The sequence below is a fragment of the Burkholderia sp. AU27893 genome (genome assembly GCF_002223205.1).
Classification (GTDB): Bacteria; Pseudomonadota; Gammaproteobacteria; order Burkholderiales; family Burkholderiaceae; genus Burkholderia.
In genome coordinates this window covers 876547-900847 of sequence record NZ_NKFD01000001.1, presented here as the reverse complement: position 1 = coordinate 900847, position 24301 = coordinate 876547, and the positions used below count along the sequence as shown (strand labels likewise).

28 protein-coding genes and 1 riboswitch are annotated in these 24301 nt (G+C 67.2%); of the genes, 13 read left to right on the top strand and 15 right to left on the bottom strand.

Annotated features, from left to right (window positions below; translation table 11 throughout):
• The first annotated feature begins 97 nt into the window (after positions 1 to 97).
• A complete protein-coding gene (locus CFB47_RS04170) occupies positions 98 to 1267 on the top strand; it encodes an MFS transporter (RefSeq protein WP_089460489.1) in 1170 nt (389 codons plus the stop codon).
• A gap of 93 nt (positions 1268 to 1360) precedes the next feature.
• A complete protein-coding gene (locus CFB47_RS04165) occupies positions 1361 to 2521 on the top strand; it encodes an MFS transporter (protein ID WP_089455672.1) in 1161 nt (386 codons plus the stop codon).
• A gap of 255 nt (positions 2522 to 2776) precedes the next feature.
• On the opposite strand, the gene fahA is transcribed toward CFB47_RS04165, so the two are convergent.
• From fahA to CFB47_RS04140, 5 genes are read right to left on the bottom strand one after another with little or no spacing between them, the layout of a single operon-like run.
• The gene (gene fahA / locus CFB47_RS04160; protein WP_089460488.1) at positions 2777 to 4081 is read right to left on the bottom strand and encodes a fumarylacetoacetase; all 1305 of its coding nucleotides are present in this window, start codon (positions 4079 to 4081) and stop codon (positions 2777 to 2779) included.
• Complete coding sequence (hmgA, locus tag CFB47_RS04155) at positions 4078 to 5412, bottom strand: homogentisate 1,2-dioxygenase (protein ID WP_089439328.1); 1335 nt, start codon at positions 5410 to 5412, stop codon at positions 4078 to 4080. Before hmgA ends, fahA begins: the two co-directional genes overlap by 4 nt.
• Before the next feature lie 15 nt (positions 5413 to 5427).
• Positions 5428 to 6789: an MFS transporter gene (locus tag CFB47_RS04150; protein ID WP_089460487.1), complete on the bottom strand. Its 1362-nt coding sequence runs from the start codon at positions 6787 to 6789 to the stop codon at positions 5428 to 5430.
• Complete coding sequence (locus CFB47_RS04145; protein ID WP_069247256.1) at positions 6786 to 7016, bottom strand: DUF2783 domain-containing protein; 231 nt, start codon at positions 7014 to 7016, stop codon at positions 6786 to 6788. Before CFB47_RS04145 ends, CFB47_RS04150 begins: the two co-directional genes overlap by 4 nt.
• A 28-nt stretch (positions 7017 to 7044) precedes the next feature.
• Complete coding sequence (locus CFB47_RS04140) at positions 7045 to 8697, bottom strand: FAD-dependent oxidoreductase (protein WP_089461346.1); 1653 nt, start codon at positions 8695 to 8697, stop codon at positions 7045 to 7047.
• Positions 8698 to 9067: 370 nt separating this feature from the next.
• Between CFB47_RS04140 and CFB47_RS04130 the strand changes: the two genes are divergently transcribed.
• On the top strand, positions 9068 to 9871 hold the full coding sequence (locus CFB47_RS04130) for an EAL domain-containing protein (RefSeq protein WP_089460486.1): 804 nt from the start codon (positions 9068 to 9070) through the stop codon (positions 9869 to 9871).
• 202 nt (positions 9872 to 10073) lie between these two features.
• Here the strand turns inward: CFB47_RS04130 and CFB47_RS04125 are convergent, their stop codons facing one another.
• On the bottom strand, positions 10074 to 10484 hold the full coding sequence (locus CFB47_RS04125; protein WP_089430670.1) for a GFA family protein: 411 nt from the start codon (positions 10482 to 10484) through the stop codon (positions 10074 to 10076).
• Between the two features lie 133 nt (positions 10485 to 10617).
• On the bottom strand, positions 10618 to 11409 hold the full coding sequence (locus CFB47_RS04120) for an IclR family transcriptional regulator (RefSeq protein WP_047850652.1): 792 nt from the start codon (positions 11407 to 11409) through the stop codon (positions 10618 to 10620).
• Positions 11410 to 11671: 262 nt separating this feature from the next.
• Here CFB47_RS04120 and CFB47_RS04115 point away from each other — a divergent pair, with 262 nt between their 5' ends.
• Positions 11672 to 12859 carry an acyl-CoA dehydrogenase gene (locus CFB47_RS04115; RefSeq protein WP_046545018.1) on the top strand — a complete coding sequence of 396 codons (1188 nt, stop codon included), beginning with the start codon at positions 11672 to 11674 and terminating at the stop codon, positions 12857 to 12859.
• 148 nt (positions 12860 to 13007) lie between these two features.
• Here CFB47_RS04115 and CFB47_RS04110 read toward each other — a convergent pair whose 3' ends face one another.
• Entirely contained in the window at positions 13008 to 13646 is a 639-nt protein-coding gene (locus CFB47_RS04110; RefSeq protein ID WP_069247250.1) for a peroxiredoxin, read from the bottom strand.
• Here CFB47_RS04110 and CFB47_RS40165 point away from each other — a divergent pair.
• From CFB47_RS40165 to CFB47_RS04095, 4 genes are all read left to right on the top strand, one after another.
• Positions 13645 to 13944: a hypothetical protein gene (locus CFB47_RS40165; protein WP_143330793.1), complete on the top strand. Its 300-nt coding sequence runs from the start codon at positions 13645 to 13647 to the stop codon at positions 13942 to 13944. The genes CFB47_RS04110 and CFB47_RS40165 overlap by 2 nt on opposite strands.
• A 19-nt stretch (positions 13945 to 13963) precedes the next feature.
• Positions 13964 to 14266, top strand: coding sequence for a YqjD family protein (locus tag CFB47_RS04105; protein ID WP_006494044.1), 303 nt, complete (start codon positions 13964 to 13966; stop codon positions 14264 to 14266).
• A gap of 123 nt (positions 14267 to 14389) precedes the next feature.
• On the top strand, positions 14390 to 14779 hold the full coding sequence (locus tag CFB47_RS04100; RefSeq protein ID WP_089439324.1) for a phage holin family protein: 390 nt from the start codon (positions 14390 to 14392) through the stop codon (positions 14777 to 14779).
• 43 nt (positions 14780 to 14822) lie between these two features.
• On the top strand, positions 14823 to 15266 hold the full coding sequence (locus CFB47_RS04095) for a DUF3318 domain-containing protein (protein ID WP_089439323.1): 444 nt from the start codon (positions 14823 to 14825) through the stop codon (positions 15264 to 15266).
• Between the two features lie 57 nt (positions 15267 to 15323).
• Here CFB47_RS04095 and CFB47_RS04090 read toward each other — a convergent pair whose 3' ends face one another.
• The 7 genes from CFB47_RS04090 to glyA all read right to left on the bottom strand — a co-directional run bounded on the left by CFB47_RS04090 (position 15324) and on the right by glyA (position 20109).
• Positions 15324 to 15770 carry a type IV pilin protein gene (locus CFB47_RS04090; RefSeq protein ID WP_089460485.1) on the bottom strand — a complete coding sequence of 149 codons (447 nt, stop codon included), beginning with the start codon at positions 15768 to 15770 and terminating at the stop codon, positions 15324 to 15326.
• Positions 15767 to 16228 (bottom strand): pilus assembly protein, encoded by a 462-nt coding sequence (locus CFB47_RS04085; RefSeq protein ID WP_089461345.1) that lies wholly within the window; start codon positions 16226 to 16228, stop codon positions 15767 to 15769. Before CFB47_RS04085 ends, CFB47_RS04090 begins: the two co-directional genes overlap by 4 nt.
• Before the next feature lie 200 nt (positions 16229 to 16428).
• A complete protein-coding gene (locus CFB47_RS04080) occupies positions 16429 to 17262 on the bottom strand; it encodes a PilW family protein (RefSeq protein ID WP_089460484.1) in 834 nt (277 codons plus the stop codon).
• Positions 17252 to 17653, bottom strand: a complete 402-nt coding sequence (locus CFB47_RS04075; protein WP_089461344.1) for a hypothetical protein — start codon at positions 17651 to 17653, stop codon at positions 17252 to 17254. Before CFB47_RS04075 ends, CFB47_RS04080 begins: the two co-directional genes overlap by 11 nt.
• 5 nt (positions 17654 to 17658) lie before the next feature.
• Complete coding sequence (locus tag CFB47_RS04070; protein WP_089460483.1) at positions 17659 to 18222, bottom strand: GspH/FimT family pseudopilin; 564 nt, start codon at positions 18220 to 18222, stop codon at positions 17659 to 17661.
• 153 nt (positions 18223 to 18375) lie between these two features.
• The gene (gene nrdR, locus CFB47_RS04065) at positions 18376 to 18855 is read right to left on the bottom strand and encodes a transcriptional regulator NrdR (RefSeq protein WP_050011738.1); all 480 of its coding nucleotides are present in this window, start codon (positions 18853 to 18855) and stop codon (positions 18376 to 18378) included.
• Between the two features lie 6 nt (positions 18856 to 18861).
• On the bottom strand, positions 18862 to 20109 hold the full coding sequence (gene glyA / locus CFB47_RS04060) for a serine hydroxymethyltransferase (protein ID WP_021157166.1): 1248 nt from the start codon (positions 20107 to 20109) through the stop codon (positions 18862 to 18864).
• 137 nt (positions 20110 to 20246) lie between these two features.
• Positions 20247 to 20347, bottom strand: a riboswitch (ZMP/ZTP riboswitch).
• A gap of 180 nt (positions 20348 to 20527) precedes the next feature.
• On the opposite strand from glyA, the gene CFB47_RS04050 reads away from it, so the two are divergent.
• The 5 genes from CFB47_RS04050 (at position 20528) to tolA (ending at position 24199) form a co-directional block, all read left to right on the top strand.
• The gene (locus tag CFB47_RS04050) at positions 20528 to 21274 is read left to right on the top strand and encodes an SDR family NAD(P)-dependent oxidoreductase (RefSeq protein ID WP_089460482.1); all 747 of its coding nucleotides are present in this window, start codon (positions 20528 to 20530) and stop codon (positions 21272 to 21274) included.
• A 102-nt stretch (positions 21275 to 21376) separates the two neighbouring features.
• Positions 21377 to 21862, top strand: coding sequence for a tol-pal system-associated acyl-CoA thioesterase (gene ybgC / locus CFB47_RS04045; RefSeq protein ID WP_089439317.1), 486 nt, complete (start codon positions 21377 to 21379; stop codon positions 21860 to 21862).
• Positions 21863 to 21991: 129 nt separating this feature from the next.
• The gene (gene tolQ, locus CFB47_RS04040; RefSeq protein WP_021157170.1) at positions 21992 to 22669 is read left to right on the top strand and encodes a protein TolQ; all 678 of its coding nucleotides are present in this window, start codon (positions 21992 to 21994) and stop codon (positions 22667 to 22669) included.
• Between the two features lie 10 nt (positions 22670 to 22679).
• Positions 22680 to 23129, top strand: coding sequence for a protein TolR (gene tolR / locus CFB47_RS04035; protein WP_011351075.1), 450 nt, complete (start codon positions 22680 to 22682; stop codon positions 23127 to 23129).
• Complete coding sequence (tolA, locus tag CFB47_RS04030; RefSeq protein ID WP_089460481.1) at positions 23126 to 24199, top strand: cell envelope integrity protein TolA; 1074 nt, start codon at positions 23126 to 23128, stop codon at positions 24197 to 24199. The genes tolR and tolA overlap by 4 nt, the downstream gene beginning before the upstream one ends.
• Positions 24200 to 24301 lie beyond the last annotated feature (102 nt).

The window sequence follows — 24301 nt, the reverse complement described above, 5'->3', positions numbered from 1 at the left end:
CACTGAAGTAGAATCGCGACTGTCGTTCGCCTTACCGTCCGCCCGTCCCGCGCATCCTGCGCCCGCCCGAGCGGCGGCTTTTCCCGAGCCCACCGCGATGCCCTTACCTCTTTTCGCCCTCGCCGTCGCCGCATTTGGAATCGGTACCACCGAGTTCGTGATCATGGGGCTGCTGCCCAATGTCGCGCGCGATCTCGGCGTGTCGATCCCGGCCGCCGGCATGCTCGTGTCGGGCTATGCGCTCGGCGTGACGATCGGTGCGCCGATCCTCGCGATCGTCACCGCGAAGATGCCACGCAAGCGCGCGCTGATGGGCCTGATCGGGCTGTTCATCGCGGGCAACCTGTTCTGCGCGATCGCCCCGGGCTATGCGGTGCTGATGGCCGCGCGCGTCGTCACGGCGTTCTGCCACGGCGCGTTCTTCGGGATCGGCTCGGTGGTCGCGAGCAACCTCGTCGCGCCGAACCGTCGCGCGCAGGCGATCGCGTTGATGTTCACCGGCCTCACGCTCGCGAATGTGCTCGGCGTGCCGCTCGGCACCGCGCTCGGCCAGGCATACGGCTGGCGCGCGACGTTCTGGGCCGTCACCGGCATCGGCATCGCCGCGGCCGCCGCGCTCGCCGTCTGCCTGCCGAAGAACCTTGCGATGCCCGACACCAGCATCACGCGCGAATTCAGCGTGCTGAAGCATCCGCAGGTGCTGATGGTGCTCGGCATCAGCGTGCTCGCGTCGGCCAGCCTGTTCAGCGTGTTCACGTACATCACGCCGATCCTCGAGGATGTGACGGGCTTCTCGCCGCGCCAGGTCACCTACGTGCTGCTGTTGTTCGGCCTCGGGCTGACGGTGGGCGGCACGCTCGGCGGCAAGCTCGCCGACTGGCGCCGGATGCCGTCGCTGATCGCGACGCTCGCGCTGATCGGCGTGGTCCTCGCGCTGTTCGCGGGCACGATGCACCTGCCGTTCGCCGCGCTCGCGACGATCTTCGTGTGGGGCATCCTCGCGTTCGCGATCGTGCCGCCGCTGCAGATCCTGATCGTCGACCGCGCCAGCGACGCGCCGAACCTCGCGTCGACGCTGAACCAGGGTGCGTTCAACCTCGGCAACGCGACCGGCGCATGGCTCGGCGGGATGGCGATCGGCTCCGGCGTGTCGCTCGTGAACCTGCCGTGGGTCGGCGTCGCGATGGCCGTCGCGGCGCTCGCGCTCACGCTGTGGTCGGCGTCGCTCGAACGTCGGCCGGTGGCCGTGCCGACCGAGTACGTGTGACGCAACCCTGCTGAAATCGTTGCGGGCACAACTCCACTCAAAGCTGATGGCCTTCATGGACCTTTCAAGATCCGCGGTGTAGCATCCCCGCCGATGAAAGCCATTCTTAATCGCGATTTCCTCGCACTCATCCTGAGCGTCGCGGTCGTCGGTCTCGGCACCGGCGCCACGCTGCCGCTCACCGCGCTCGCGCTGACCGAAGCCGGACACGGCACCAACGTCGTCGGCATGTTGACGGCCGCGCAGGCGCTCGGCGGCCTCGCGATCGTCCCGTTCGTCACCGCGCTTGCACGGCACATCGGCTCGCGCCGCGCGATCGTCGTGTCGGTCGTGTTGCTCGCGGCGGCCACCGCGCTGATGCAGTTCACGTCGAACCTGATCCTGTGGGGCGCGCTGCGCGTGCTGTGCGGCGCCGCGCTGATGCTGCTGTTCACGATCGGCGAGGCGTGGGTCAACCAGCTCGCCGATGATTCGACGCGCGGCCGCGTCGTCGCGATCTACGCGACCAATTTCACGCTGTTCCAGATGGCGGGCCCCGTGCTCGTAAGCCAGATCGCCGGCGCGACGAGCATCCGCTTCGCGCTGTGCGGCGCGCTGTTCCTGCTCGCGCTGCCGACGCTCGCGACGATCCGGCGCGCGCCGCTCGCCGGCGACGACGCGCATCACGAAGCGCACGGCCGCTGGCTCGACATCCTGCCGCGCATGCCCGCGTTGATCATCGGCACCGGCTTCTTCGCGCTGTTCGATACGCTCGCGCTCTCGCTGCTGCCGCTCTACGCGATGGATCACGGCGTCGCGAGCGCCACCGCCGTGCTGCTCGCGTCGATCATGCTGTTCGGCGATACCGCGATGCAGTTCCCGATCGGCTGGCTCGCGGACAAGCTCGGCCGCGAACGCGTGCACCTCGGCGCAGGCTGGATCGTGCTCGCCGGCCTGCCGCTGCTGCCGTTCGTGATCGCCAATCCGTGGCTGTGCTGGCCGTTGCTGTTCGTGCTCGGCGCGGCGGCCGGCAGCATCTACACGCTGTCGCTCGTCGCGTGCGGCGAACGCTTCCGCGGTGCGGCGCTCGTCACCGCGAGCTCGCTGGTGTCGGCGTCGTGGAGCGCCGCGAGCTTCGGCGGCCCGTTGGTCGCCGGCGCGCTGATGGAACAACTGGGCAGCCACGCGCTGGTCGGCGTGCTGGTCGTCTGCGTCGCGGCGTTCGTCGCGGCCGCGCTGTGGGAGCGCCGCGTCGCGCTGCAGCGCGCGGTCTGATGCAGATTGGCGTTGGCGTTGGCGTTGGCGTTGGCGTTGGCGTTGGCGTTGGCGTTGGCGTTGGCGTTGGCGTTGGCGTTGGCGTTGGCGTTGGCGTTGGCGTTGGCGCGCAGCATCATGCACCGATACGCGTCAGCCCGCTCGCGTCCCTCCCGCGGTAAACGAAAACGGCCCGCGCAATGCGGGCCGCCCTGTCCTTCCGGACTACGCGCGATCCACACGTGACCTACGCATAACGTTTCGCGCTGCGATCCGTCACGCGCTGCGCGCCGGCAAAATCTTCCCCGCACACGTGCCGAAACCGACCCGATAACCGTCGCCCTGGCACCAGCCGGCAAGCGTCAGCTCGTCGCCGTCCTCGATGAACGTGCGGCTGCCGCCACCGTTCAGCGCGACCGGCTCCTTGCCGTTCCACGTCAGTTCGAGCAGACTGCCGAACGAATCCTTCGTCGGCCCGCTGATCGTGCCCGAACCCATCAGGTCACCCACGCGCGTGTTGCAGCCCGCGACCGTGTGATGCGCGAGCTGCTGCGCCATCGTCCAGTACATGTGCTTGAAGTTCGTGCGGCAAATCGACGTGGCTTCGGCCGCCCCTTCCGCGCGCAGCGTCACTTCCAGCGCGATGTCGAACCCATGCTTGCCCGCGTGCTGCAGATACGCGAGCGGCTGCGGCGACTGCTCCGGCTGCGCGACGCGGAACGGTTCGAGCGCGTCGAGCGTGACGATCCACGGCGAGATCGTCGTCGCGAAGCCCTTCGAATTGAACGGCCCGAGCGGCACGTATTCCCACTGCTGGATGTCGCGCGCGCTCCAGTCGTTAAGCAGCACCATCCCGAAGATATGCGCTTCCGCGTCCTCGCACGCGATCGGCTCGCCGAGCGCATTGCCCTTCCCGACGATGAAACCCGTCTCCAGTTCGATGTCGAGCTTGCGGCACGCACCGAATACCGGGCGCTCCTGGTCGGGCAACTTCAGTTGCCCGTTCGGGCGCCGCACCGGCGTGCCGCTCACGACCACCGACGACGCGCGGCCGTTGTAGCCGATCGGCATCTCCGACCAGTTCGGCAGCAGCGCATTCTTCGGATCACGGAACATCGAGCCGACGTTGGTCGCATGCTCCTTCGACGAATAGAAATCGGTATAGCCGGGAATGTCGACCGGCAGATGCAGCGTCGCGTCGCGCTGCGCGACGAGCACCTGTGCGCGCAGCGCCGTATCGTCGCGCAACCGCGCGTTGTCGCGCGAAAACAGATCGGACAGCTGCACGCGCACGCTACGCCATGCGTCACGGCCGAGCGCGATGAATGCATTGAGCGTCGGTGCCGCGAACACGTCGGCACCGGCCGGCAGCGTCACGAGGCCCGCGCGCGCGAGCGCCGCGAGATCGACGATCTGGTCGCCGAGCGCCACGCCTGCACGGCGCGACGCTTGCTTCGCATCGCTGAAGATCCCGAACGGCAGGTTCTGGATCGGGAAATCGCAGGCGGCGTCGTTCGCCGTCTCGACCCAGCTCTTGCGGGCCGGGTCGAGCGTCGCGCGCCAGTCTTGGGTATCGCTCATCGTTGCTCCGGGTTGAAGTGTTTCTTGATGCCTTGCCAGCATTCGAAGTAGTCGGCCTGCAGCTGCGCGGTGTCGAGCGCGTAGCGCGTCGGCCGGATCAGCGTGCGGGTTTCGAACATGAACGCCATCGTCGCGTCGACCTTGTGCGGCTTCGTCGTGTCGCTCGCCGATGCCTTCTCGAACGTGTCCGCGTCGGGCCCGTGGCCCGACATGCAGTTGTGCAGGCTCGCGCCGCCCGGCACGAAGCCTTCGGCCTTCGCGTCATAAGCGCCGTGCACGAGCCCCATGAATTCGCTCGCGACGTTGCGGTGGAACCAGGGCGGGCGGAACGTATCCTCGGCCGCGAGCCAGCGCGGCGGGAAGATCACGAAGTCGATCGTGTCGACGCCCGGCGTGTCGCTCTGCGACTGCAGCACCAGGAAGATCGACGGATCGGGATGGTCGTAGCTGATCGAGCCGATCGTGTTGAACAGGCGCAGGTCGTACTTGTAGGGCGCGTAGTTGCCGTGCCACGCGACGACGTCGAGCGGCGAATGGCCGATGTCCGCGCGCCACAGCCGGCCGTTCAGCTTCGCGATCAGCTCGAACGCGCCCTCGCGGTCTTCATACGCGGCTTGCGGCGTCAGGAAGTCGCGCGGGTTCGCGAGACCGTTCGAGCCGATCGGGCCGAGATCCGGCAGGCGCAGTTGCGCGCCGAAGTTCTCGCAGATGTAGCCGCGCGCATCGCCGTCCGGCAGCGTGACGGCAAAACGCACGCCGCGCGGGATCACCGCGATCTCGAACGGCTCGACGTCGACGCGGCCGAATTCGGTCGCGATGAACAGGCGCCCCTGCTGCGGCACGATCAGCAGTTCGCCGTCCGCGCTGTAGAAGAAGCGGTCCTGCATCGAGCGGTTCGCCGCGTACAGGTGGATCGCGCAGCCGTTCATCGCGGCGGCCGAACCGTTGCCGGCCATCGTCACGAGGCCGTCGACGAAATCGGTCGGCTCGGCCGGCATCGGCAGCGGATCCCAGCGCAGCTGGTTCGGCGGTGTCGGCGGCACGTCGGCCGAATCGCCGAACTCCGACACGAGCCGCTGCGGCCCCGCGTACGGCTCGAACGGCCGGTGCACGGCCGCCGGGCGGATGCGGTACAGCCACGAGCGGCGGTTGTGGCCGCGCGGCGCGGTGAACGCCGTGCCCGACAGCTGCTCCGCGTACAACCCGTACGGCGCGCGCTGCGGCGAGTTGCGGCCGTGCGGCAGCGCGCCGGGCAGTGCCTCGGTCGCGAATTCGTTCGCGAAACCGCTCTGGTAGCCGGCGGTTGCCGGTTTCGACAGGTCAAGCGTCATCGTTTCCTTTCTCCCTCAATTCATCGCGGCGTTCGGCGCCTGCGCACCGCTTCGCCGCGTCACACCGGCAAGCCCGAGGACGAACAGCGCCGAGCACAGCACGGGCACCGCGGCCGCATGGAACAGCGCACCGTTCGACCAATTGAGCGCAATCAGTTGTCCGCCGACGAGCGGCCCGAGCACCGAGCCGATCCGGCCGATGCCGAGGCTCCAGCCGATGCCCGTCGAGCGCAGCGACGTCGGGTAATACTGGCCCGCGAGCGCGTTCACGGCCGGCTGCCCGCCGACCACGCAGAACCCGCCTGCGAACACCACCACCAGCAGCCACGGCAGCGCATGCGCGACCGAGCCGATCAGCCCCACCGACACGGCCGCGCACGCGAAGCAGGCGAACAGCACGCGCACGAAGCCGTAGCGTTCGATGAACCAGCCGAGCGACAGCGTGCCGATCACGCCGCCCGTCTGCAGCACCGTGCCGACGATCACCGCCGTGCCCGGCGAATAGCCCGCGTCGCGCATCACGGTCGGCAGCCAGTTCGACAGGAAGTACAGATCGATCAGGTTCATGAAGCTGATCGCCCACAGCAGCAGCGTGACCGGCAGGCGGCCGTGGCTGAACAGTTCGGCGACCGGCGCACCGGTCGCGGCGCGCTCGCGCACGACGAGCCGCGTGTTCGCATCGATGCCGGCCTGCGGCGCGAAATGCGCGAGCCACTCGCGTGCCTGCGCGACGCGCCCTTTCAGCACCAGGAACTGCAGCGACTCCGGCAGCCGCGCGACCATCGCGATCGTCAGCACGAGCGGCACCGCGCCGCCGACGAAGAACACCGACCGCCAGCCGAGCGCCGGAATCAGCGCGGCGCTGATGAAGCCGCCGATCGCCGCGCCGAGCGTGAAACCGCACGACACGATCATCATCCGCTTCACGCGATGCGCGGCCGGGCTGAACTCGCCGACCAGCGCCATCGCGTTCGGCATGATGCAGCCGAGGCCGAGGCCCGTGACGAAGCGCAGCGCCATCAGCACCGGAATCGAACTCGCGAACGGCGTCGCGAGCATCGTCACCGCGAAGAACAGCGTCGAGCCGATCAGCACCGGGCGCCGTCCGATCCGGTCGGCCAGCACCGACAGCCCGAGCGCGCCGAGCAGCATCCCGAACAGGCTCGCGCTGAACACGGGCCCCAGCGCCTGCTTCGGCACGCCCCATTCGGCGATCACGCTCGGTGCGACGTAGCCCATCGCCTGCGCATCGAAACCGTCGATCACGAGGCACAGCCCGCACAACACGAGCAGCATCCAGTGGAAGCCCGGGCGATGGGTGTCGTCGATCACGCGCTCGACTTCGAGCACGCGCGCGTCGGCCGGCGCCGCGCTCATTGCGTCACCTCGGCAGCCGGATGCACGGGCGGCGTCACGCCCTGGCGCGCGAGCGCCATCGCTTCGCGCAGCACGTCGGCGTCGCCGATCTGGTTCGCGAGCAGCAGGATCAGCTTCGCGTTGACGAGCTGGCTGTCGGCGTCGGACAGGTCGCGATGCATGTCGATCAGCGCTTCGTAGAACGCGTCCGGGTCGGCCAGGCGCGGGCGGGTGTCGAGTGGGGGCATGACGGAGTCTCCGGTGTCTTTATCGTTTTCAGCATGCGCAGGTCGCGCGCGCCAGCGCGTCGGCCAGCGCCTGACGGTCGAGCATGCGCATCCGCGCGCACACGTGCTGGTCGGGACGCAGCAGGTAGAACGTGCCGGGCTGCGCGTCGTAGCGCCGTGCAGCAAAGCCGTCGACGTCCTCCACGACGTCGACACCCGCGACCGGCTGCGCATGCCCGGCCGGCACGACGAGCACGGGCCGCACCGGCAGCGCGAGGCCGTCGAGCGCCTGCGCGAGCGCGGCCGCATCGCCCGGCAACCCGAACAGCACGCCGGTGAAACCGCTGCCCAGATGCCGCAGCAGCCAGCCCGGCACACCCTGCGCCCGCACCGGCGCATCGGCCGCCGCCGCGCCCGGCCGCATTGCGCCCGCGAAGGCGTCGCCGTTGCGGTCCGGCGTGTTCAGCGGCGAATCGGCGAGCACCGCCGGCACCGACAGGCGGCCGCTGTTCACGAGCTTGCGCGCGAACTCGCAGTCGCGTGCGAGCTTCAGCGTCGCATCGCGGAACACGCGCGACACCGGGCTCTTCGGCGTGATGAAGTCGGTCGAGCGCGTCGAGTTGCGGATGTTCTCGTCGGCCGCGAATTCACGCTCGCTCGCATACGTATCGAGCAGGCTGTCGGCCGAGCGGCCATCGAGCACGAGCTTCAGCTTCCACGCGAGGTTGTCGGCATCCTGCACGCCGCTGTTCGCGCCGCGCGCGCCGAACGGCGACACGCCGTGCGCGGAATCGCCCGCGAACAACACGCGGCCGTGCCGGAACGATTCCATCCGCTGGCAGCGGAACGTATAGACGCTCACCCATTCGAGCTCGAACTCGACGTCCGGCCCGAGCAGCGCGCGCACGCGCGGGATCACGCGCTCCGGCTGCTTCTCGGCGACGGGGTCGGCATCCCAGCCGAGCTGGAAGTCGATGCGCCACACGTTGTCGGGCTGGCGATGCAGCAGCACCGACTGATTCGGGTGGAACGGCGGGTCGAACCAGAACCAGCGCTCGGTCGGAAACTCGGCCTTCATCTTCACGTCGGCGATCAGGAAGCGATCCTTGAACGTGCGGCCGTGGCTTTCGAGGCCCATCATCGTGCGCATCGGGCTGCGCGAACCGTCGGCCGCGATCACGTACTGCGCGCGCAGCGTCGCGATGCCTTCCGGCGTCTCGATCGTCAGCACCGCGTGTTCGGCCGACTGGTCGATACCCGTGACCTTGTGCTTCCAGCGGATATCGATATTGGGCAACTCGAACGCGCGATCGGCCAGGTAGCCTTCGACGTAGTACTGCTGCAGGTTGATGAACGCGGGGCGCGCATGCCCTTCCTCGGGCAGCAGGTCGAACGCATAAAGCTGCTCGTCCTGCAGGAACACCTTGCCGACGTGCCAGCTCACGCCCTTGTCGACGAAGCGCTCGCCGCAGCCAAGCCGGTCGAAGATCTCGAGCGTGCGCTTCGCGAAGCAGATCGCGCGCGAACCGGTCGACAGCGTGTCGTCGTCGTCGAGCAGCACGACGCTCACGCCCTGCTGCGCGAGGTCGATCGCGGCCGCGAGGCCCACCGGGCCCGCGCCGACGACGATCACCGGGTGAACGGCCGTGTCCTGCGCACGCGGGCGGTATTCGAACTTCAGCGTCTGGTAATCGATGCTCATCGCCATCCGCTCCTCAACCCTGCCGGACACGGGCCGGCGCGCCCGTCATCCCGCCCGTCGCCTGCCGGCGCGCCGCGCCGCTCTCCCGCGTGCCATTCCTGTCAACCGCCACGTCTCGCTCCTTGCTTCCTGTTGATTCGTGAACGGCGCCGTTTCGCGGCGCCCGCATGCCGCATTTCTTGATCGGCGACAAATCCTGGATTTACGAATAGTAAAACCAATTACGAATAGTGAAATCAACGTAAACCCTAGGCGAAGCGTCGCGGACGGGATAACCATATGAGCGAAACGCCAAGCCGAGCTTGGCCGGCACTGCTAATATCAAGCTACGAGGCGGCCCGTTCGGCCGCCGTTTTTCCTTCTTACGCCGATGATTCCGCCCACCATTCCCGAGCTGGTCGCCCGTGCCGGGCAACTGCCGTATCTGCGGGATCACCTCGCGCTCGCCGATGGCGGCACCGCAAGCGCGAACCTGCCGGAGCGCACGCTCGGCAGCGCCTACGAACCGATCTACGACGTGACGATGCCCGGTGCACCGCAATCGACGTCGTTCGCCGACGCGATCGAGCGCTACGGCGACGAGCTCGGCTTCCAGGCCGTGACGGTCGTCACGGGTGCGCCGCACGATCCGGTCGACTCGGCCGTCGACGACCAGACGCTCGTCGCGATCGACCGCCTGTCGCGCGCGCTGCATGCCATCAATTTCTTTGGCGCACAGCGCCACGGGCTGCTGTTCCTGCGCGTGCACGAACGGCTGCTGAAAAGCGTGAAGTACGACCACGGCAAGCATTTCTCGTCGGTGCTGCAGCGCTTCGGGCTGCCGACCGAGCGGATCGTGATCGAGCTGCCGGCGGTCGCGGTCGCGCACAAGACCTTCCTCGGCTACCTGACGCGCAGCTATCAGCATCACGGCTTCAAGGTCGCGGACAAGCTGCCGGACCCGGGCCGCATCCTCGCGGTCGAATCGGAGATGGCGCGCCCGGACTACATCAAGATGGATGCGGGCATCGCGTTGCGCGACGGGATGGTCAAGGCGCTCGTCGCGTATGCGCAGCGCGTGCGGATTCCGCTGATCTTCGACGGCGTCGTCGACGAAACGCAGTGCGAGCTGCTGCGACAGTACGACGTGCGATTCATGCAGGGGCCCGTGTTCGCGAAGGTCGTGACGGCCTGAGCCTCGGTGGATGAGGGGTTCGCCCACGCGGGGCGTCGCGTGCCGACAGTTGAATGCAGGTGATGTAACGGGGGAGTCGGGCCGTCTGGCTTGCCCCGTCGTCCGAGATCCTGCGGGCGGTTGCCGGCCTCGTGGAAAGACCGGCTTCGCGGGAACGCGCGCTTCGTTTCCGGCAAAACCGATGTCGGCGCTGACCTACCGCTTACGCCCTTCCACCGTCATCGTACTTGGGCAGATCGTCGTCGATCTCGATGCCCGGAAAGCGATCCCCATACCAGACATGCCAGGCCGGACGCAGCCGCGACGGCTCGTCGAGCGTCGCGTAATTGATCTCGACCGTCCTGGGTGCATCACTGAGCCGGTATTCGAGCTGCGCGCCGCAACGGCCGCAGAAGCGCCGCTCGCCCCACGCGCTCGACGCATACACCGTCGGCTCGCCTTGCAGATATTCGAACGCGTCGATCGGCACCGATGCCGACGCGACGACCGCCGCGCCGGTCGTGCGCTGACAGAGCCGACAGTGGCAAAAACCGGCGTCGGCCGGAACATGGGTGATCCGGTACCGGATCGCGCCACATGCGCATCCGCCTTCCATCGATTCTGCGTGAGACATGGCAAGCCTCTTCGTCGGTGAGCTGGCGAACGATCATGCGCGCGGTTCGTTCGTGGCACAACCGGCGGCGGTGTCACGCTCGTACGCTGCCGACCGTACCGGCGACGGCACCCCCACCGCGTGCGCCCCTCGCTTAGGCCGTCTGCCCGAGTCGCTGCGCGAGCGCCTTCAGCTTCGGCCCGACCTGCGTACGGAACACGTCCTCGTCCATCGACGATGCGGGGCCGCTGCAGCTCAGGATCAGCCAGCGCCCTTCGCGCGGCTCGCGAAACGGCACGGCCGCCGCGTTGACGTCCATGTGCCACGCCCGGAACGAATAGCAGCAGCCCCCCGCCGAGAACTCGGCCACCGCCTGCTGCGCAGCGGCGACGAGCGCATCGGCGTCGGCCGCGCCGCCAGCCGCACGATGCAGCTCCGCATAAAGCGCGCGGCGCACGTCTTCCGGCTGCACGGCCAGGTACGCGCGCCCCATCGAGCTCGTCAGCATCGACAGCCGCGAACCGGGCGCAAGCCCGAGCGTCAGTGCGGTCTCGCTGCGGATCGTCTCCAGATAGATCATGTCGAGCCCATCGCGGCAGCCGAGCGACACGGCCGCGCCGATGTCGCGCGCGAGCGCCTGCATGTGCGGCCGTGCGAGGTCGATCGTGCCCGAGCCCGACAGCAGCGCGTAGCCGAGCGACAGCACGCCGGCGTCGAGCGCATACTTTCCGAGCGTCTCGTCGTAACGCAGGTAGCCGAGCACGGTCAGCGTGTAGGCGAGCCGGTTCACCGTCGCCTTCGGCAGCCCGGTGCGCTCCGCGAAGTCGCGGTTGCCGAGCATCGTCTCCCCGGGCCGGAATGCGCGCAGCAAGTCGAGCCCGCGCGCAAGCGCGACGACGAACTTGCGTTCGTCGATCGTGGTTTCGTCGATGGTTGAAAGTGTCATCTGGTGCTACACTGGGGTCGATTTGCAAAACATTGTTCCGCACAGCGGAACTTCCGTCAAGCAAACTCTCAGGCAATAAACCCGGCTGAATCAGGGACCGACCGTAAAGCGTGGGACCCGGGGAAGCGCTGGAGTGCTAACTCGGGTCGACCGCAAAGCATGAGGCCCGGGGAAGCGCTGAAGTGCCAACTCGGGTCGACCGCGAAGCATGGGACCCGAGTAAGCGCTAAAGCGCTAACTCGGGTCGACAGGAGATGAGACGATGAGTGCTGCAACTTTTCATTGGGACGATCCGCTGCTGCTCGACCAGCAACTGACGGAAGAAGAGCGGATGGTGCGTGATGCCGCGCAAGCGTACGCGCAGGACAAGCTCGCACCGCGCGTCACCGAAGCGTTCCGCCACGAACGCACCGACGCCGAAATCTTCCGCGAAATGGGCGAAGTCGGCCTGCTCGGCCCGACGATTCCCGAGGAATACGGCGGCCCCGGCCTCAACTACGTGAGCTACGGCCTGATCGCCCGCGAAGTCGAGCGCGTCGATTCAGGCTACCGGTCGATGATGTCCGTGCAGTCGTCGCTCGTGATGGTCCCGATCCACGAATTCGGCTCCGACGCGCAGAAGCAGAAATACTTGCCGAAACTCGCCACCGGCGAATGGATCGGCTGCTTCGGGCTGACCGAGCCGAACCACGGGTCCGATCCGGGCAGCATGGTCACCCGCGCGAAGAAAGTGCCCGGCGGCTACTCGCTGTCCGGCGCGAAGATGTGGATCACGAACTCGCCGATCGCCGACGTGTTCGTCGTGTGGGCGAAGCTCGAAGAGAACGGCAAGGACGCGATCCGCGGCTTCATCCTCGAGAAAGGCTGGAAAGGCCTGTCGGCGCCCGCGATCCACGGCAAGGTCGGGCTGCGCGCGTCGATCACCGGCGAGATCGTCCTCGACGAGGTGTTCGTGCCGGAAGAGAACCTGATGCCGAACGTGAGCGGCCTGCGCGGCCCGTTCACGTGCCTGAACTCGGCGCGCTACGGGATCGCATGGGGCGCGCTCGGCGCCGCCGAGTCCTGCTGGCATACCGCGCGCCAGTACGTGCTCGACCGCCAGCAGTTCGGCCGGCCGCTCGCCGCGAACCAGCTGATCCAGAAGAAGCTCGCCGACATGCAGACCGAAATCACCCTCGGCCTGCAAGGCGTGCTGCGCCTCGGCCGGATGAAGGACGAAGGCACGGCGGCCGTCGAGATCACGTCGATCATGAAGCGCAACTCGTGCGGCAAGGCGCTCGACATCGCACGACTCGCGCGCGACATGCTCGGCGGCAACGGTATCTCCGACGAATTCGGCGTCGCGCGCCACCTCGTGAACCTCGAAGTGGTCAACACCTACGAAGGCACGCACGACATCCACGCACTGATCCTCGGCCGCGCGCAGACGGGCATCCAGGCATTCTTCTGATCGTCCGGATGCGGCGCGCGGCAACCGCGCCGCGCCGCGCTCGCGCAAAAGACACGGCCCGCCCGGCAATCATGCCGGGCGGGCCGTTTTTCATCGGATCCGCGCACCGGGCCGCCGGCCCGGTATCGTGTTCCTCTGCAGCCGATGCTTACTTGTTCGGCTGGGGCGTGAGGCGCAGATACGGACGCACCGCGTTGAAGCCCTTCGGGAAACGCTTCTTCAGCTCTTCCGGATCCTGCAGCGACGGGACGATCACGACGTCGTCGCCATCCTTCCAGTTGCCGGGCGTCGCGACCTTGTAGTTGTCGGTCAGCTGCAGCGAGTCGATCACGCGCAGCACTTCGTCGAAGTTGCGCCCCGTGCTGGCCGGGTACGTGATGGTGAGCCGCACCTTCTTGTTCGGGTCGATCACGAACAGCGAACGCACCGTCAGCGTTTCGTTCGCGTTCGGGTGGATCATGTCGTACAGCTGCGAAACCTTGCGGTCCGCATCGGCGATGATCGGGAAGCCGACGACCGTCGACTGCGTGTCGTTGATGTCGTTGATCCAGCCCTTGTGCGACTCGACACCGTCGACCGACAGCGCGATCACTTTTACATTGCGTTTCTCGAATTCGCCCTTCAGCTTCGAGGTCAGCCCGAGTTCGGTCGTGCACACCGGCGTGTAGTCGGCCGGATGGGAGAACAGGACGCCCCAGCTGTTGCCGAGCCATTCGTGAAACTTGATCGGGCCCAGGCTCGATTCCTGCTCGAAATCCGGTGCGATGTCGCCAAGACGCAGACTCATGATGTTCCCTCCTCGAACGATGCTGGTTGAAACCGCGCCCGGATCGGCGCGGGAAAGTCTGTCAGCTTACGGGAAGCAATGGGGCGTGCGAACGATTATTCCGTTTGATATTCATACTTTTTTGTCATTTTTGCCTGATGCCGGTGCCGGACAGGCGGCCGCTGGGAAACTTTTCACCCCGTTTGCCGCTCTGTTCATGATTACAAGTCGTTTACCATGCGGTCTTGCACTGCCGTTGTGTGTCTTCCCGGCTCGCCAGCAGGCAGGCGTTTCGCTACGATGTGAACCTGCAGCATGACAGCACGAAGGGAGTTGCAATGTCGGAAATCAACAAGGAGAAACTGATGTCGGATATCAAAACCGTTCTCTCGGACGCCGAAGACCTGCTCAAGCAAGCTGCGAGCAGCACGGGCGACCGTGCGGCCGAGCTGCGCGAGAAAGCCATGTCGCGCCTCAAGCAGGCCAAGGAAAAGGCAGCCGACGTCCAGGTCGTGGTGGTCGAGAAAGGCAAGAAGGCCGCACGCGCGACCGACGACTACGTGCACGAGCATCCGTGGACGTCGATCGGCGTTGCCGCCGGCGTGGGCGTGCTGATCGGCCTGCTGATCAACCGCAAGTAACGCGCTCTGCGCTGTTTCGTCCCGTGGGCCGCGTCGCGCGGCTTGCGGGCGTCGAAGCCAGCCGGCGGTTTCCGCCTGCCGGCTTTGTCTTGGCTGCACACTGCACGCGCACGCACCTTACCCATGACGACAGACACCCCCTCGCAGCCGTCCGGCCAAGGACCGCTGCGCCGCCTCGTCGGCTCCGCGATCGGCCTTCTGCAAACACGCCTCGAACTGGTGGGCATCGAGCTTGCCGAGGAGAAGGAGCGCCTGATGGGCGTGCTGTTCCTCGGGCTCGCCGCGATGATGCTCGCCACGATGGCGCTCATCAGCCTGACCGTGCTCATCGCGATCGCGTTCTGGGATACCTACCGCTGGCAGTCGCTCGCGGCGATCACCGCGCTGTATGCCGCGGGCGGAATCGCATGCGCGCTAAAGGCCCGCTCGGGCCTGCGCGACGCGCCGACCGTATTCGAGGCGACGCTCGCCGAACTCGAGAAAGACCGCGAACTGTTCCGCGGCAAGCCGTGAACGCAATCGCGCTCCCCCCTCCCACCTACTTCGCCGACGCGCCATGAGCCAGAACATCACGGGCAATCCACCCCGCTCCCATTCGTCGCGATCGAACTGGAGCGCGTCGCAGCATCGCGCGCTCCGCAAGGAACTGCTGATCCTGCGATCCGAAGTCGAGCGGCTCGAACTCGCGGAAGCCGCCGGCGACATGCGCCGCGCGGTGACGCGCTTCAGCTGGCTCAAGGTGTTCATCCCCGGCCTGTCCAGCAACAAGTTCAGCCAGTCTGCCAAGAACCTGAACGCGAACCTCGGACAGCTCGTCAACCAGTATCCGATGCTGAGCTCGCTTGCATCGCTCGTGCTCGCCAAACCCGTTCGCTCGCTGCTGCGCGCGAGTGCCGGCCCCGCGCTGAAGTGGGGCACCCTCGGTTTCGCTGCATGGGAGGTCTACCGGATCTGGAAGCAGTCCCGCGACGAGCGTGGCCTCGACACGCAGGACGACTGACCGCCTTCGGCATCCTGCGCGCACGGCCAAGCGCCGTGGCGCGCCTTCCGGCCGCACTCAACGCACGCCCCAGCATGCCGCGATCTGTCCGTCGGCACCATCACTTCGCGCATTGCCTTTCGTCCCGTCCGAACGCAGCGTGAATGCACCGCACGCATCGCCGTGCATCGGGCCCGTGTCGAGCGGGATGGCCTCCAGGTCATAACTCACCGGTGATTCGTCGCGGTCCGGCCGCCTGAGCGCCAATCGATAGACCGCGCGCCCGTCCGGCGGCGCTTGCGTGAGCGCCATCGGCAATGCCGATGGCGGCACACCGTCCAGTGTTTCGAGATATTGGGCCGCGCGGTACAACGCGGCGACCGCCGACGCGCGATGAACGCGCACGACATGCTCGCGATACGACGGGATGCCCCATCCGGCCAGCACCGCAACGATCGCGAGCACGATCATCAGTTCGATCAGCGTGAATCCCGCCGAGCGATACACACACGCGCGACCGTTCATCGCAGCACTGTCGCGACGCGACGCCAGTGCAGGGCGACGACGTGTCCATCACGGATCGCGACCTGATGCTGCAGCCAGACTGCGCTCGATGCATGCGCACCGACGCCGCGCGCGGTGACGACGTAAGCGCGGCCGCCGGCCGGCCCCGCCCCGCGCCACGCTTCGATCAGGCATCGTGGCGGTTGAACGGCCATCGGCCATCCGGCGAACGGCGCGAACGCTTCGGCGGCCACCAGCGCCGGCATGCGCCGCCACGCGTCGGGCTCCGCGTGCGACTCGCCTTCGCTCACGTATGGGGCCGCGCCCCGGCGCAATCGCGCGGTGCACGCTGCCAGTGCGGCATCGGCCGCGTGGAACGCGACCAGCCGATCGGATAACGCGCGCGTGCGGCGCGATTCCGTCAGTGCGGCTTCGAACCACGTGCCGGTCAGCGCCGCCACCGCCGCGCCAACCGCGATCACCGCAGGCAATGCGAGGCCCGCGTCGCGACGCCAATCGCGGCTGGCTGACCGCAAACGTGTGTGCGGCGCTTGCTGGCTCGCTGTTTGGACTTTCGCACCTGCTGCCTGCCGCGGATCGTCACGGCGTGTTTCGATTCGCTCATGCAGGTTGCGTGTCGCGACGCACCGCGACTTCTCCCGCGTCTGCCCCGTTCCGTTCATCGCGGCACCTCGGTTTCATCCGTGGCGTCACGCGACGTATCGTCGAATGTGCGCGCGGCATTGCGCAACGCGACGATGCGATCGAGCGTCAGACGCGCGCGGCCGTCTTGCGCAACGACAGTACGGCCGTCGCAGTCGACGTGCCGCACCGGTTCGCCCGTCGGTTCGCCGCGCGCCCGCACGCAGACATGCACGGCCACGACATCGTGCCAGTCGTCGCCGCGCAATGCATCGGCCTCGACCAACTGCGCGCCGCCGCGGCGAAGATAGCGCACCCGCAACTGATCGATTCCCGACACGAGCGGCTGCGGCGTGCCCGGACGGCCGCTTCCTTCGCAATACAGTTCAGGCTCGCCCGTCGACGGACTGATGTGCACATCGAAGCGGTTCTCCACCGGCGCACGTTCGCCGGACACGCCGACACCCTGCCCGAGGCAATCCGACACGTGGCCGCTCACGGTGAGCCACGTCGACACGGCATCGCCGACGTAGCGGATCAGCAACGCGTCCGACGCACCGCGCACAGGCTCGCACCGTACCTGCGCGCCCTCTCCCCTGACGCGCGCCATCGAACAGCCGAACACGGGTGGCAACGACGAGACACCTTCCAAATCGAGCGGCCAAAATCCGGCCATCTGGATCTGCTGGCCAATCAGCATCAGTGCGGTGCCAGCCGCATCGCGCATCCGGAACCCGTCGTCCGCGCGCCGCTGTGCGACGCGCTGCGCGTGGTACAGCGCACCGGCCGCCGCGAGCACGAGCAGACCGACGGTCATCGCAATCAACACTTCAAGCAACGTATGTGCACGCATGCGGCGATCAGCGTTCATCGGCTTCCGCCTCCCGATACGGAATCCGGACGCACGACGGCGGTTGCGCCGAGCTTCCCGTCGCTTCGCATCGCGGCCCGGCGGCCGCATTGCCGCCACGCCAGCCGACAACCGTGTAGCGAACGCCATCCGGCCCGTCACCGCGCGTCATCGTGCCGCCGGGCAGCGACGCTGCGGCCCGCGCCGCGAGGTCATCACCGGCCTCCGCAGCGACATGCATGCGCTCGATGCGTGCATCGGCCAGCCACAGCGCGCGTTCACGCCAGATCGTCGCGCGCTGCGCACGCGCCATCGCAAGCTGGCTGCCCGCTACAGCCAGCATGACGGTCGCGAGCAGCGCGATGGCCAGCATCGCTTCGATCAGCGACGTGCCGCGCATGGCGTTGCGCATGAAGCTCACGCCGCGTCGCAACGACCGGCGACAACCCGCGCCCGGCCGCCTGCCGCGATCCGCACGCAACGCGATGCATGCGCGTCATCCGCCCCCGGCACGTCGCGTCGCGGACGCAATTCGAAGCGCCGGATGCCACCGATTGCCTGACCGACCGGCGGTGCGAACGCGAGATCGTGCGCGGCACCCGCGACGGCCACCTCGGCATCGCGCGGATAGCGCCGCAGCACGCGCGACTGCCCGTCGACCTGCCCGCTGACGATCCAGTCGCACGACCATTCAGCCGGATCGCACCGTTCACCCGCACGCAGACAGGTGCCGGCGCTACCCGCGCGGCACAGCGTGACGCGCACGCCGAGGCGCGTCGCCTCGGTACGTGCAAACGACAGCGCACCGAGCAACGCGCGCGAGCGTGCGTCCACACGTTCGCGCATGCGCCATTGGTCGAACGCGGGCGCAGCATAAAGCGCGAGCCCGGCCGCCAGCGAGATGGCGACCATCAGTTCGACGAGCGTGAATCCGCCCGCGCGTCGCAATACAGTTTTCAGGGGTTGAGCGTGCAGTCCCATCGCAGTCGTCCTTCGCCAAGGTGATGCGACGACTGTAGCGACACGTGCGGACACGCACCATTTGCCGAATGGCTGACTGGTGGCATGCGATCGCGACCGACACAATCGGCGCGAACTGATCCAACGGAGAAGACGATGAACGAACGCAGCGCGTCAGCGCTTACGGGGAGTCTTGGCGGGAGAGGCGCGACGGAACTCTTCGATCACGTCGGCAAATTCGGAAACGTCCTCGAACTGGCGATACACCGATGCGAAGCGGACATAAGCGATCGTATCGAGCCCGCGCAACTCGTTCATCACGAGTTCGCCGAGTTTCTCGCTACGCACTTCGCGCTCGCCTGTCGCGAGCAGTTGATATTCGATGCGGGCGACCGCCGCGTCGATCGCGTCGGCAGCAACCGGCCGCTTGCGCAGCGCGAGTTGCATGCTGGCGACGATCTTGCGACGGTCGAATTCCGTGCGGCTGCCGTCCTTCTTCACGACGAACGGCAGCGACAGCTCGACCCGCTCGTACGTCGTGAAGCGCTTGTCGCAAGCCGAGCAGCGACGGCGCCGCCGGATCGCGGCGCCATCTTCGGACACGCGGGAATCCACGACCTGCGTGTCGTCATGCCGGCAGAACGGGCAGCGCATCGTCGATCAGCGATAGACCGGGAAACGCTTGGTCAGCTCGGCGACCTGCGCGCGCACGCGCTCGATCGTCGCTGCATCTTCCGGATTGTCCAGCACGTCCGCGATCAGGTTGCCCACCTGCTCCGCTTCCGCCGGACCGAAGCCGCGCGTCGTCATCGCCGGCGAGCCCAGGCGCACGCCGCTCGTCACGAACGGCTTTTCCGGGTCGTTCGGGATCGCGTTCTTGTTCACCGTGATGTGCGCCGCGCCCAGTGCCGCTTCCGCTGCCTTGCCCGTGATGTTCTTCGCACGCAGGTCCACCAGCATCACGTGGCTTTCCGTGCGGCCCGACACGATCCGCAGGCCACGCTTCACCAGCGTTTCAGCCAGCACGCGGGCGTTCTCGACCACCTTCTCCTGGTACGCCTTGAACTCCGGCGACAGCGCTTCCTTGAACGCCACCGCCTTGCCCGCGATCACGTGCATCAGCGGGCCGCCCTGGATCCCCGGGAAGATCGCCGAGTTGATCGGCTTCTCGTATTCCGCCTTCATCAGGATCACGCCGCCGCGCGGGCCGCGCAGGCTCTTGTGCGTCGTCGTCGTCACGAAGTCCGCGTGCGGCACCGGGTTCGGGTACACGCCCGCTGCGATCAGGCCGGCGTAGTGGGCCATGTCGACCATCAGGTACGCACCGACCGACTTCGCGATCTTCGCCAGGCGTTCGAAATCGATCTTCAGCGAGAACGCCGACGCGCCCGCGACGATCAGCTTCGGCTTGTGTTCTTGCGCGAGCTTCTCGGCCGCTTCGTAGTCGATGTCTTCGTTTTCGTTCAGGCCGTAGCTCACCACGTTGAACCACTTGCCCGACATGTTCACCGGCGAGCCGTGCGTCAGGTGGCCGCCGTGCGCGAGGCTCATGCCCATGATCGTGTCGCCCGGCTTGAGCATCGCGAAGAACACGCCCTGGTTCGCCTGCGAGCCCGAGTTCGGCTGCACGTTCGCGGCTTCCGCGCCGAACAGTTGCTTCACGCGGTCGATCGCCAGCTGCTCGACCACATCGACGTATTCGCAGCCGCCGTAGTAGCGCTTGCCCGGATACCCTTCGGCGTACTTGTTCGTGAGTTGCGAACCCTGTGCGGCCATCACCGCCGGGCTCGTGTAGTTTTCCGACGCGATCAGCTCGATGTGATCTTCCTGGCGGCGGTTTTCCTGTTCGATCGCGGCAAAGATTTCGGGATCGACGTTCGCAATGGTGCTTTGGGCTCTGTCAAACATACGGTTTCCGTTAAGTGTGTACAGGTTGACCGGAGCGGCCGAGTACGGTGCGCTGCTGGCGGGACCAGCTCGACGTGGCGGAAGAATCCGTATGACGCGAGGCAGGACAGCCACCGGCGATGCACGCGACGGCGCACAACGGCTGCCCAGGCGAACGGCAAAAACGGCGCCCCGCGCTTCACGGTGGGATGCTCCACCTTGAACCCGAAGGGTTCTATCGCCAGTCACGCAGGGGTGATGAGCGCGTTAGTGTATTGGATGCGTCATGAATAGGCAACCGCACGGCGGTGCGCCGGAAGCAATTGGGGCCAGACTCTACGCGCCCGTGCGGGAACGCTGTGCCGCCTTGCCGCGGTGCGGCAATCTCAGTAGGCTTGCGGGATACCACTCGCTATTTTGTCATCCACCAGGAGCAGCAATGATCGTGTTCGTCACAGGCGCGTCCGCCGGCTTCGGCGCCGCCATCGCCCGTGCCTTCGTCAAGGGAGGCCACCGCGTCGTCGCGACCGCGCGCCGCAAGGATCGTCTCGATGCGCTCGCCGCCGAACTCGGCGATTCCCTTCTGCCGCTCGAGCTCGACGTCCGCGATCGTGCGGCCGTCGAGGCCGTACCGGCCGCCCTTCCCGCCGAATTCGCGGCGCTCGACGTGCTCGTCAACAACGCCGGCCTCGCGCTCGGCGTCGAGCCGGCCCAAAAGGCCAGTCTCGACGAATGGCACACGATGATCGACACGAACTGCACGGGCCTCGTCACGGTTACGCACGCGCTGCTGCCCGGCATGATCGACCGCGGCCGCGGCCACATCTTCAATATCGGCTCGGTCGCGGGTTCGTACCCTTATGCGGGCGGGAACGTCTACGGCGCGACCAAGGCTTTCGTCAGACAATTCAGCCTGAACCTGCGCGCCGACCTGCTCGGCACGCCGCTGCGCGTCACCGACATCGAGCCCGGCCTGTGCGGCGGCACCGAATTCTCGAACGTCCGCTATCGCGGCGACGACGCGAAAGCGGCGAACGTCTACAACAATGTGCAGCCGCTGATGCCCGACGACATCGCCGACACGATCTACTGGATCGCGACGCGCCCGGCGCATGTCAACATCAACACGATCGAGCTGATGCCGGTCGCGCAAGCCCCCGGCGGCCCGACCGTCCACCGCGGCTGAAGCCACGCGGGCCCGGCCCTTCCGGGCCGGCCCGCGGTGTGCTACGACATACTACATTCCGTTACGAATCGGTTACGAATCAGGCCCTTGCCTTCCGGTAGAATGCGCGCCATGACCCAGCCTACCCGCTCCCCGGAAGCGCCCTCCGGCTTCATCTGGCCGGTGCGCGTGTACTACGAGGATACCGACGCAGGCGGCATCGTCTTCTATGCCAACTACCTGAAGTTCTTCGAACGCGCCCGCACCGAGTGGCTGCGCGCATGCGGCATCGACCAGCGCCAGCTCGCCGACGATACCGACGCGATCTTCGTCGTCCGCAGCACGTCGCTCGACTACCGCGCCCCGGCGCGACTCGACGACACGCTGGCGATCACGAGCCGGCCCGGACGCATCGGCCGCGCGTCGGTGGAATTCGCGCAGGAAGCCTGGTGCGGAGACACGCTGCTCGTGGCCGGGCACATCCGTCTCGGCTGCGTCGACCGTACCGGCATCCGGCCCGCGGCCATCCCGCCGGCCGTGCTCGACGCGCTGCAGCGCGGGCCCGTCATCGACGACGGGCAGACTGCACTGTCAACGAAGCTCGCATGAGCGCCGTTTAGACAAAGCCTATGAACTTGCCTTTCTGATTCGATACTAAGCAAGGTTCGGCGCCAGGCATGGCCGGCGCGCCGCGCCGCACGCATACCGGCGCCCCGAAGGGACGTTACTCAAACCTCTATGAACACTTCTCAAGACCTGTCGATCATTTCCCTCGTCCTCAATGCGAGCGTGCTGGCCCAGGCCGTGATGGGGCTGCTGCTGCTGCTGTCGCTGATGTCGTGGACCTTCATCTTCCGCAAGTGGTTTGCGATCCGCCGCGCACGCGCGCAGACCGAACGCTTCGAGAAGGATTTCTGGTCGGGCGGCGACCTGCAGGCGCTGTACCAGAGCGCAGCCAACAACCGCCACACGATCGGCGCGCTCGAGCGGATCTTCGAATCGGGCATGCGCGAATTCCTGAAGGCGAAGGAAAAGCGCATCAGCGATCCGGGCCTCGTGCTCGACGGTGCGCGCCGCGCGATGCGCGCGTCGTTCCAGCGTGAAATGGACGTGCTCGAGGCGAACCTCGCGTTCCTCGCCTCGGTCGGCTCGGTCAGCCCGTACATCGGTCTGTTCGGCACGGTCTGGGGGATCATGAACTCGTTCCGCGGCCTCGCGAACGTGCAGCAGGCCACGCTCGCCAACGTCGCACCGGGCATCGCCGAGGCGCTCGTCGCCACCGCGATCGGCCTGTTCGCCGCGATTCCGGCGGTGGTCGCGTACAACCGCTACGCGCACGACATCGACCGCCTCGCGATCCGCTTCGAGACCTTCATCGAAGAGTTCTCGAACATCCTGCAGCGTCAGGCCCAGTAAGGAGCGCGCCATGGCAGGAAGTCCCATCCGATCCAGCATGCGCGGCGGCCGCTCGCGCCGCGCAATGGCCGACATCAACGTCGTGCCGTACATCGACGTGATGCTGGTGCTGCTCGTGATCTTCATGGTCACCGCACCGCTCGTCGCCCCGTCGATCATCAACCTGCCGACCGTCGGCAACGCCGCGCCGCAGGAGCAGACGCCGCCCGTCGTCGTCAACATCAAGGCCGATCGAACGATGAGCGTCAAGTACAAGGGCGACTCGGGCGCGACCCAGGAAGACACGATGACGAAGGCCGAGCTCGACAGCTTCATCGTGGCCCGGCAGGCTGACCATCCCGATCAGCCGGTCGTGATCGCGGCCGACAAGACGGTGCAGTACGATGCCGTCATGACCGTGATGTCCGATCTGAAGGCGCGCGGCGTCAAGCGCGTCGGCCTCCTCGTCAAATCGCAATGAACCGGCAGCAATCCACGCGCAGCTCCGCCTACCCGCCTCAGCCTCCCCGCGAGCGCGGCACCTGGCGCGCATTCGCGCTCGCCGCGCTGATGCACGTGCTGCTCGCGCTGTTTCTGTATCACGGCGTGCAGTGGCAGAACAGCACGCCGGCCGGCGCCGAAGCCGAGCTGTGGACCGAGGTACCCGATGTCCCGGCGCCGCGGCCCGTTGTCACACCCGCACCGCCCGTGAAGGTCGCGCCGCCCCCTCCCCCGGTGCGCGACGAGCAGGCCGACATCGCGCTGCAGCAGAAGAAGCGGCAGCAGGAAGCGGCCGCGCGTGAAGCATTGCTCGAGCAGCAGCGCCGCGCGCAGCAACTGAAGGCCCAGCGGGAAGAGGAAGCCCGGCGCGCGCAGCTCGCGGCGCAGCAGGCAGCCGCACTCGCCGCGCAGAAGGCCGCGGAACGCGACAAGCAGAAGCAGGCCGACAAGCTCAAGCAACAGCAGCTCGCCGAGCAGCAGAAGCTCGCCGAGCAGCAGAAGCTCGAACAGCAGAAACTCCAGCAACAGAAGCAGGCGCAGCTCGAAGCGCAGCAGGCGGCGAAGGCGAAGGCCGACGCGGCCGCGAAGGCAAAGGCGGAAGCCCAGGCCAAGGCGAAGGCCGAAGCCACGGCGCGCGCGAAGGCCGAAGCGGCAGCGAACGCGAAGCTCGACCGCGAGCGCAGCGCACGCCTGGCACAGATGCAGGGCCTGTCCGGCGCCGGTGAAGGCGGCGGCGAAGGCCTCGCGAAAAGCGGCACGGGCACGGGCTCAGGCGGCAATGCCGCGACGCCCGGCTATGCCGACAAGGTGCGCCGCCGCGTCAAACCGAACATCGTTTGGGGCGGTGAGCGAGCAGGCCTGACCACCGTCGTCAAGATTCGGTGCACGCCGTCCGGTGACGTATTGAGCGCATCGGTTTCCCGCTCCAGCGGGAATTCGGGGTGGGATCAAGCCGTGGTGAGTGCAATCCACGCTTCGGTCCCGTTGCCGCCCGATTCTAACGGTCGTACCCCGTCGGACATTACGATTACCTTCAAGGCGGCGGAGTGAAAAGAAATGCGCTTACACTCCGGGCGTCGCTGTCGGACGGGAACGAATCGGGTATTTTTACTGTCTCTGCCGTTGCGCAGCGATCCAAGCCATACGGGAAGC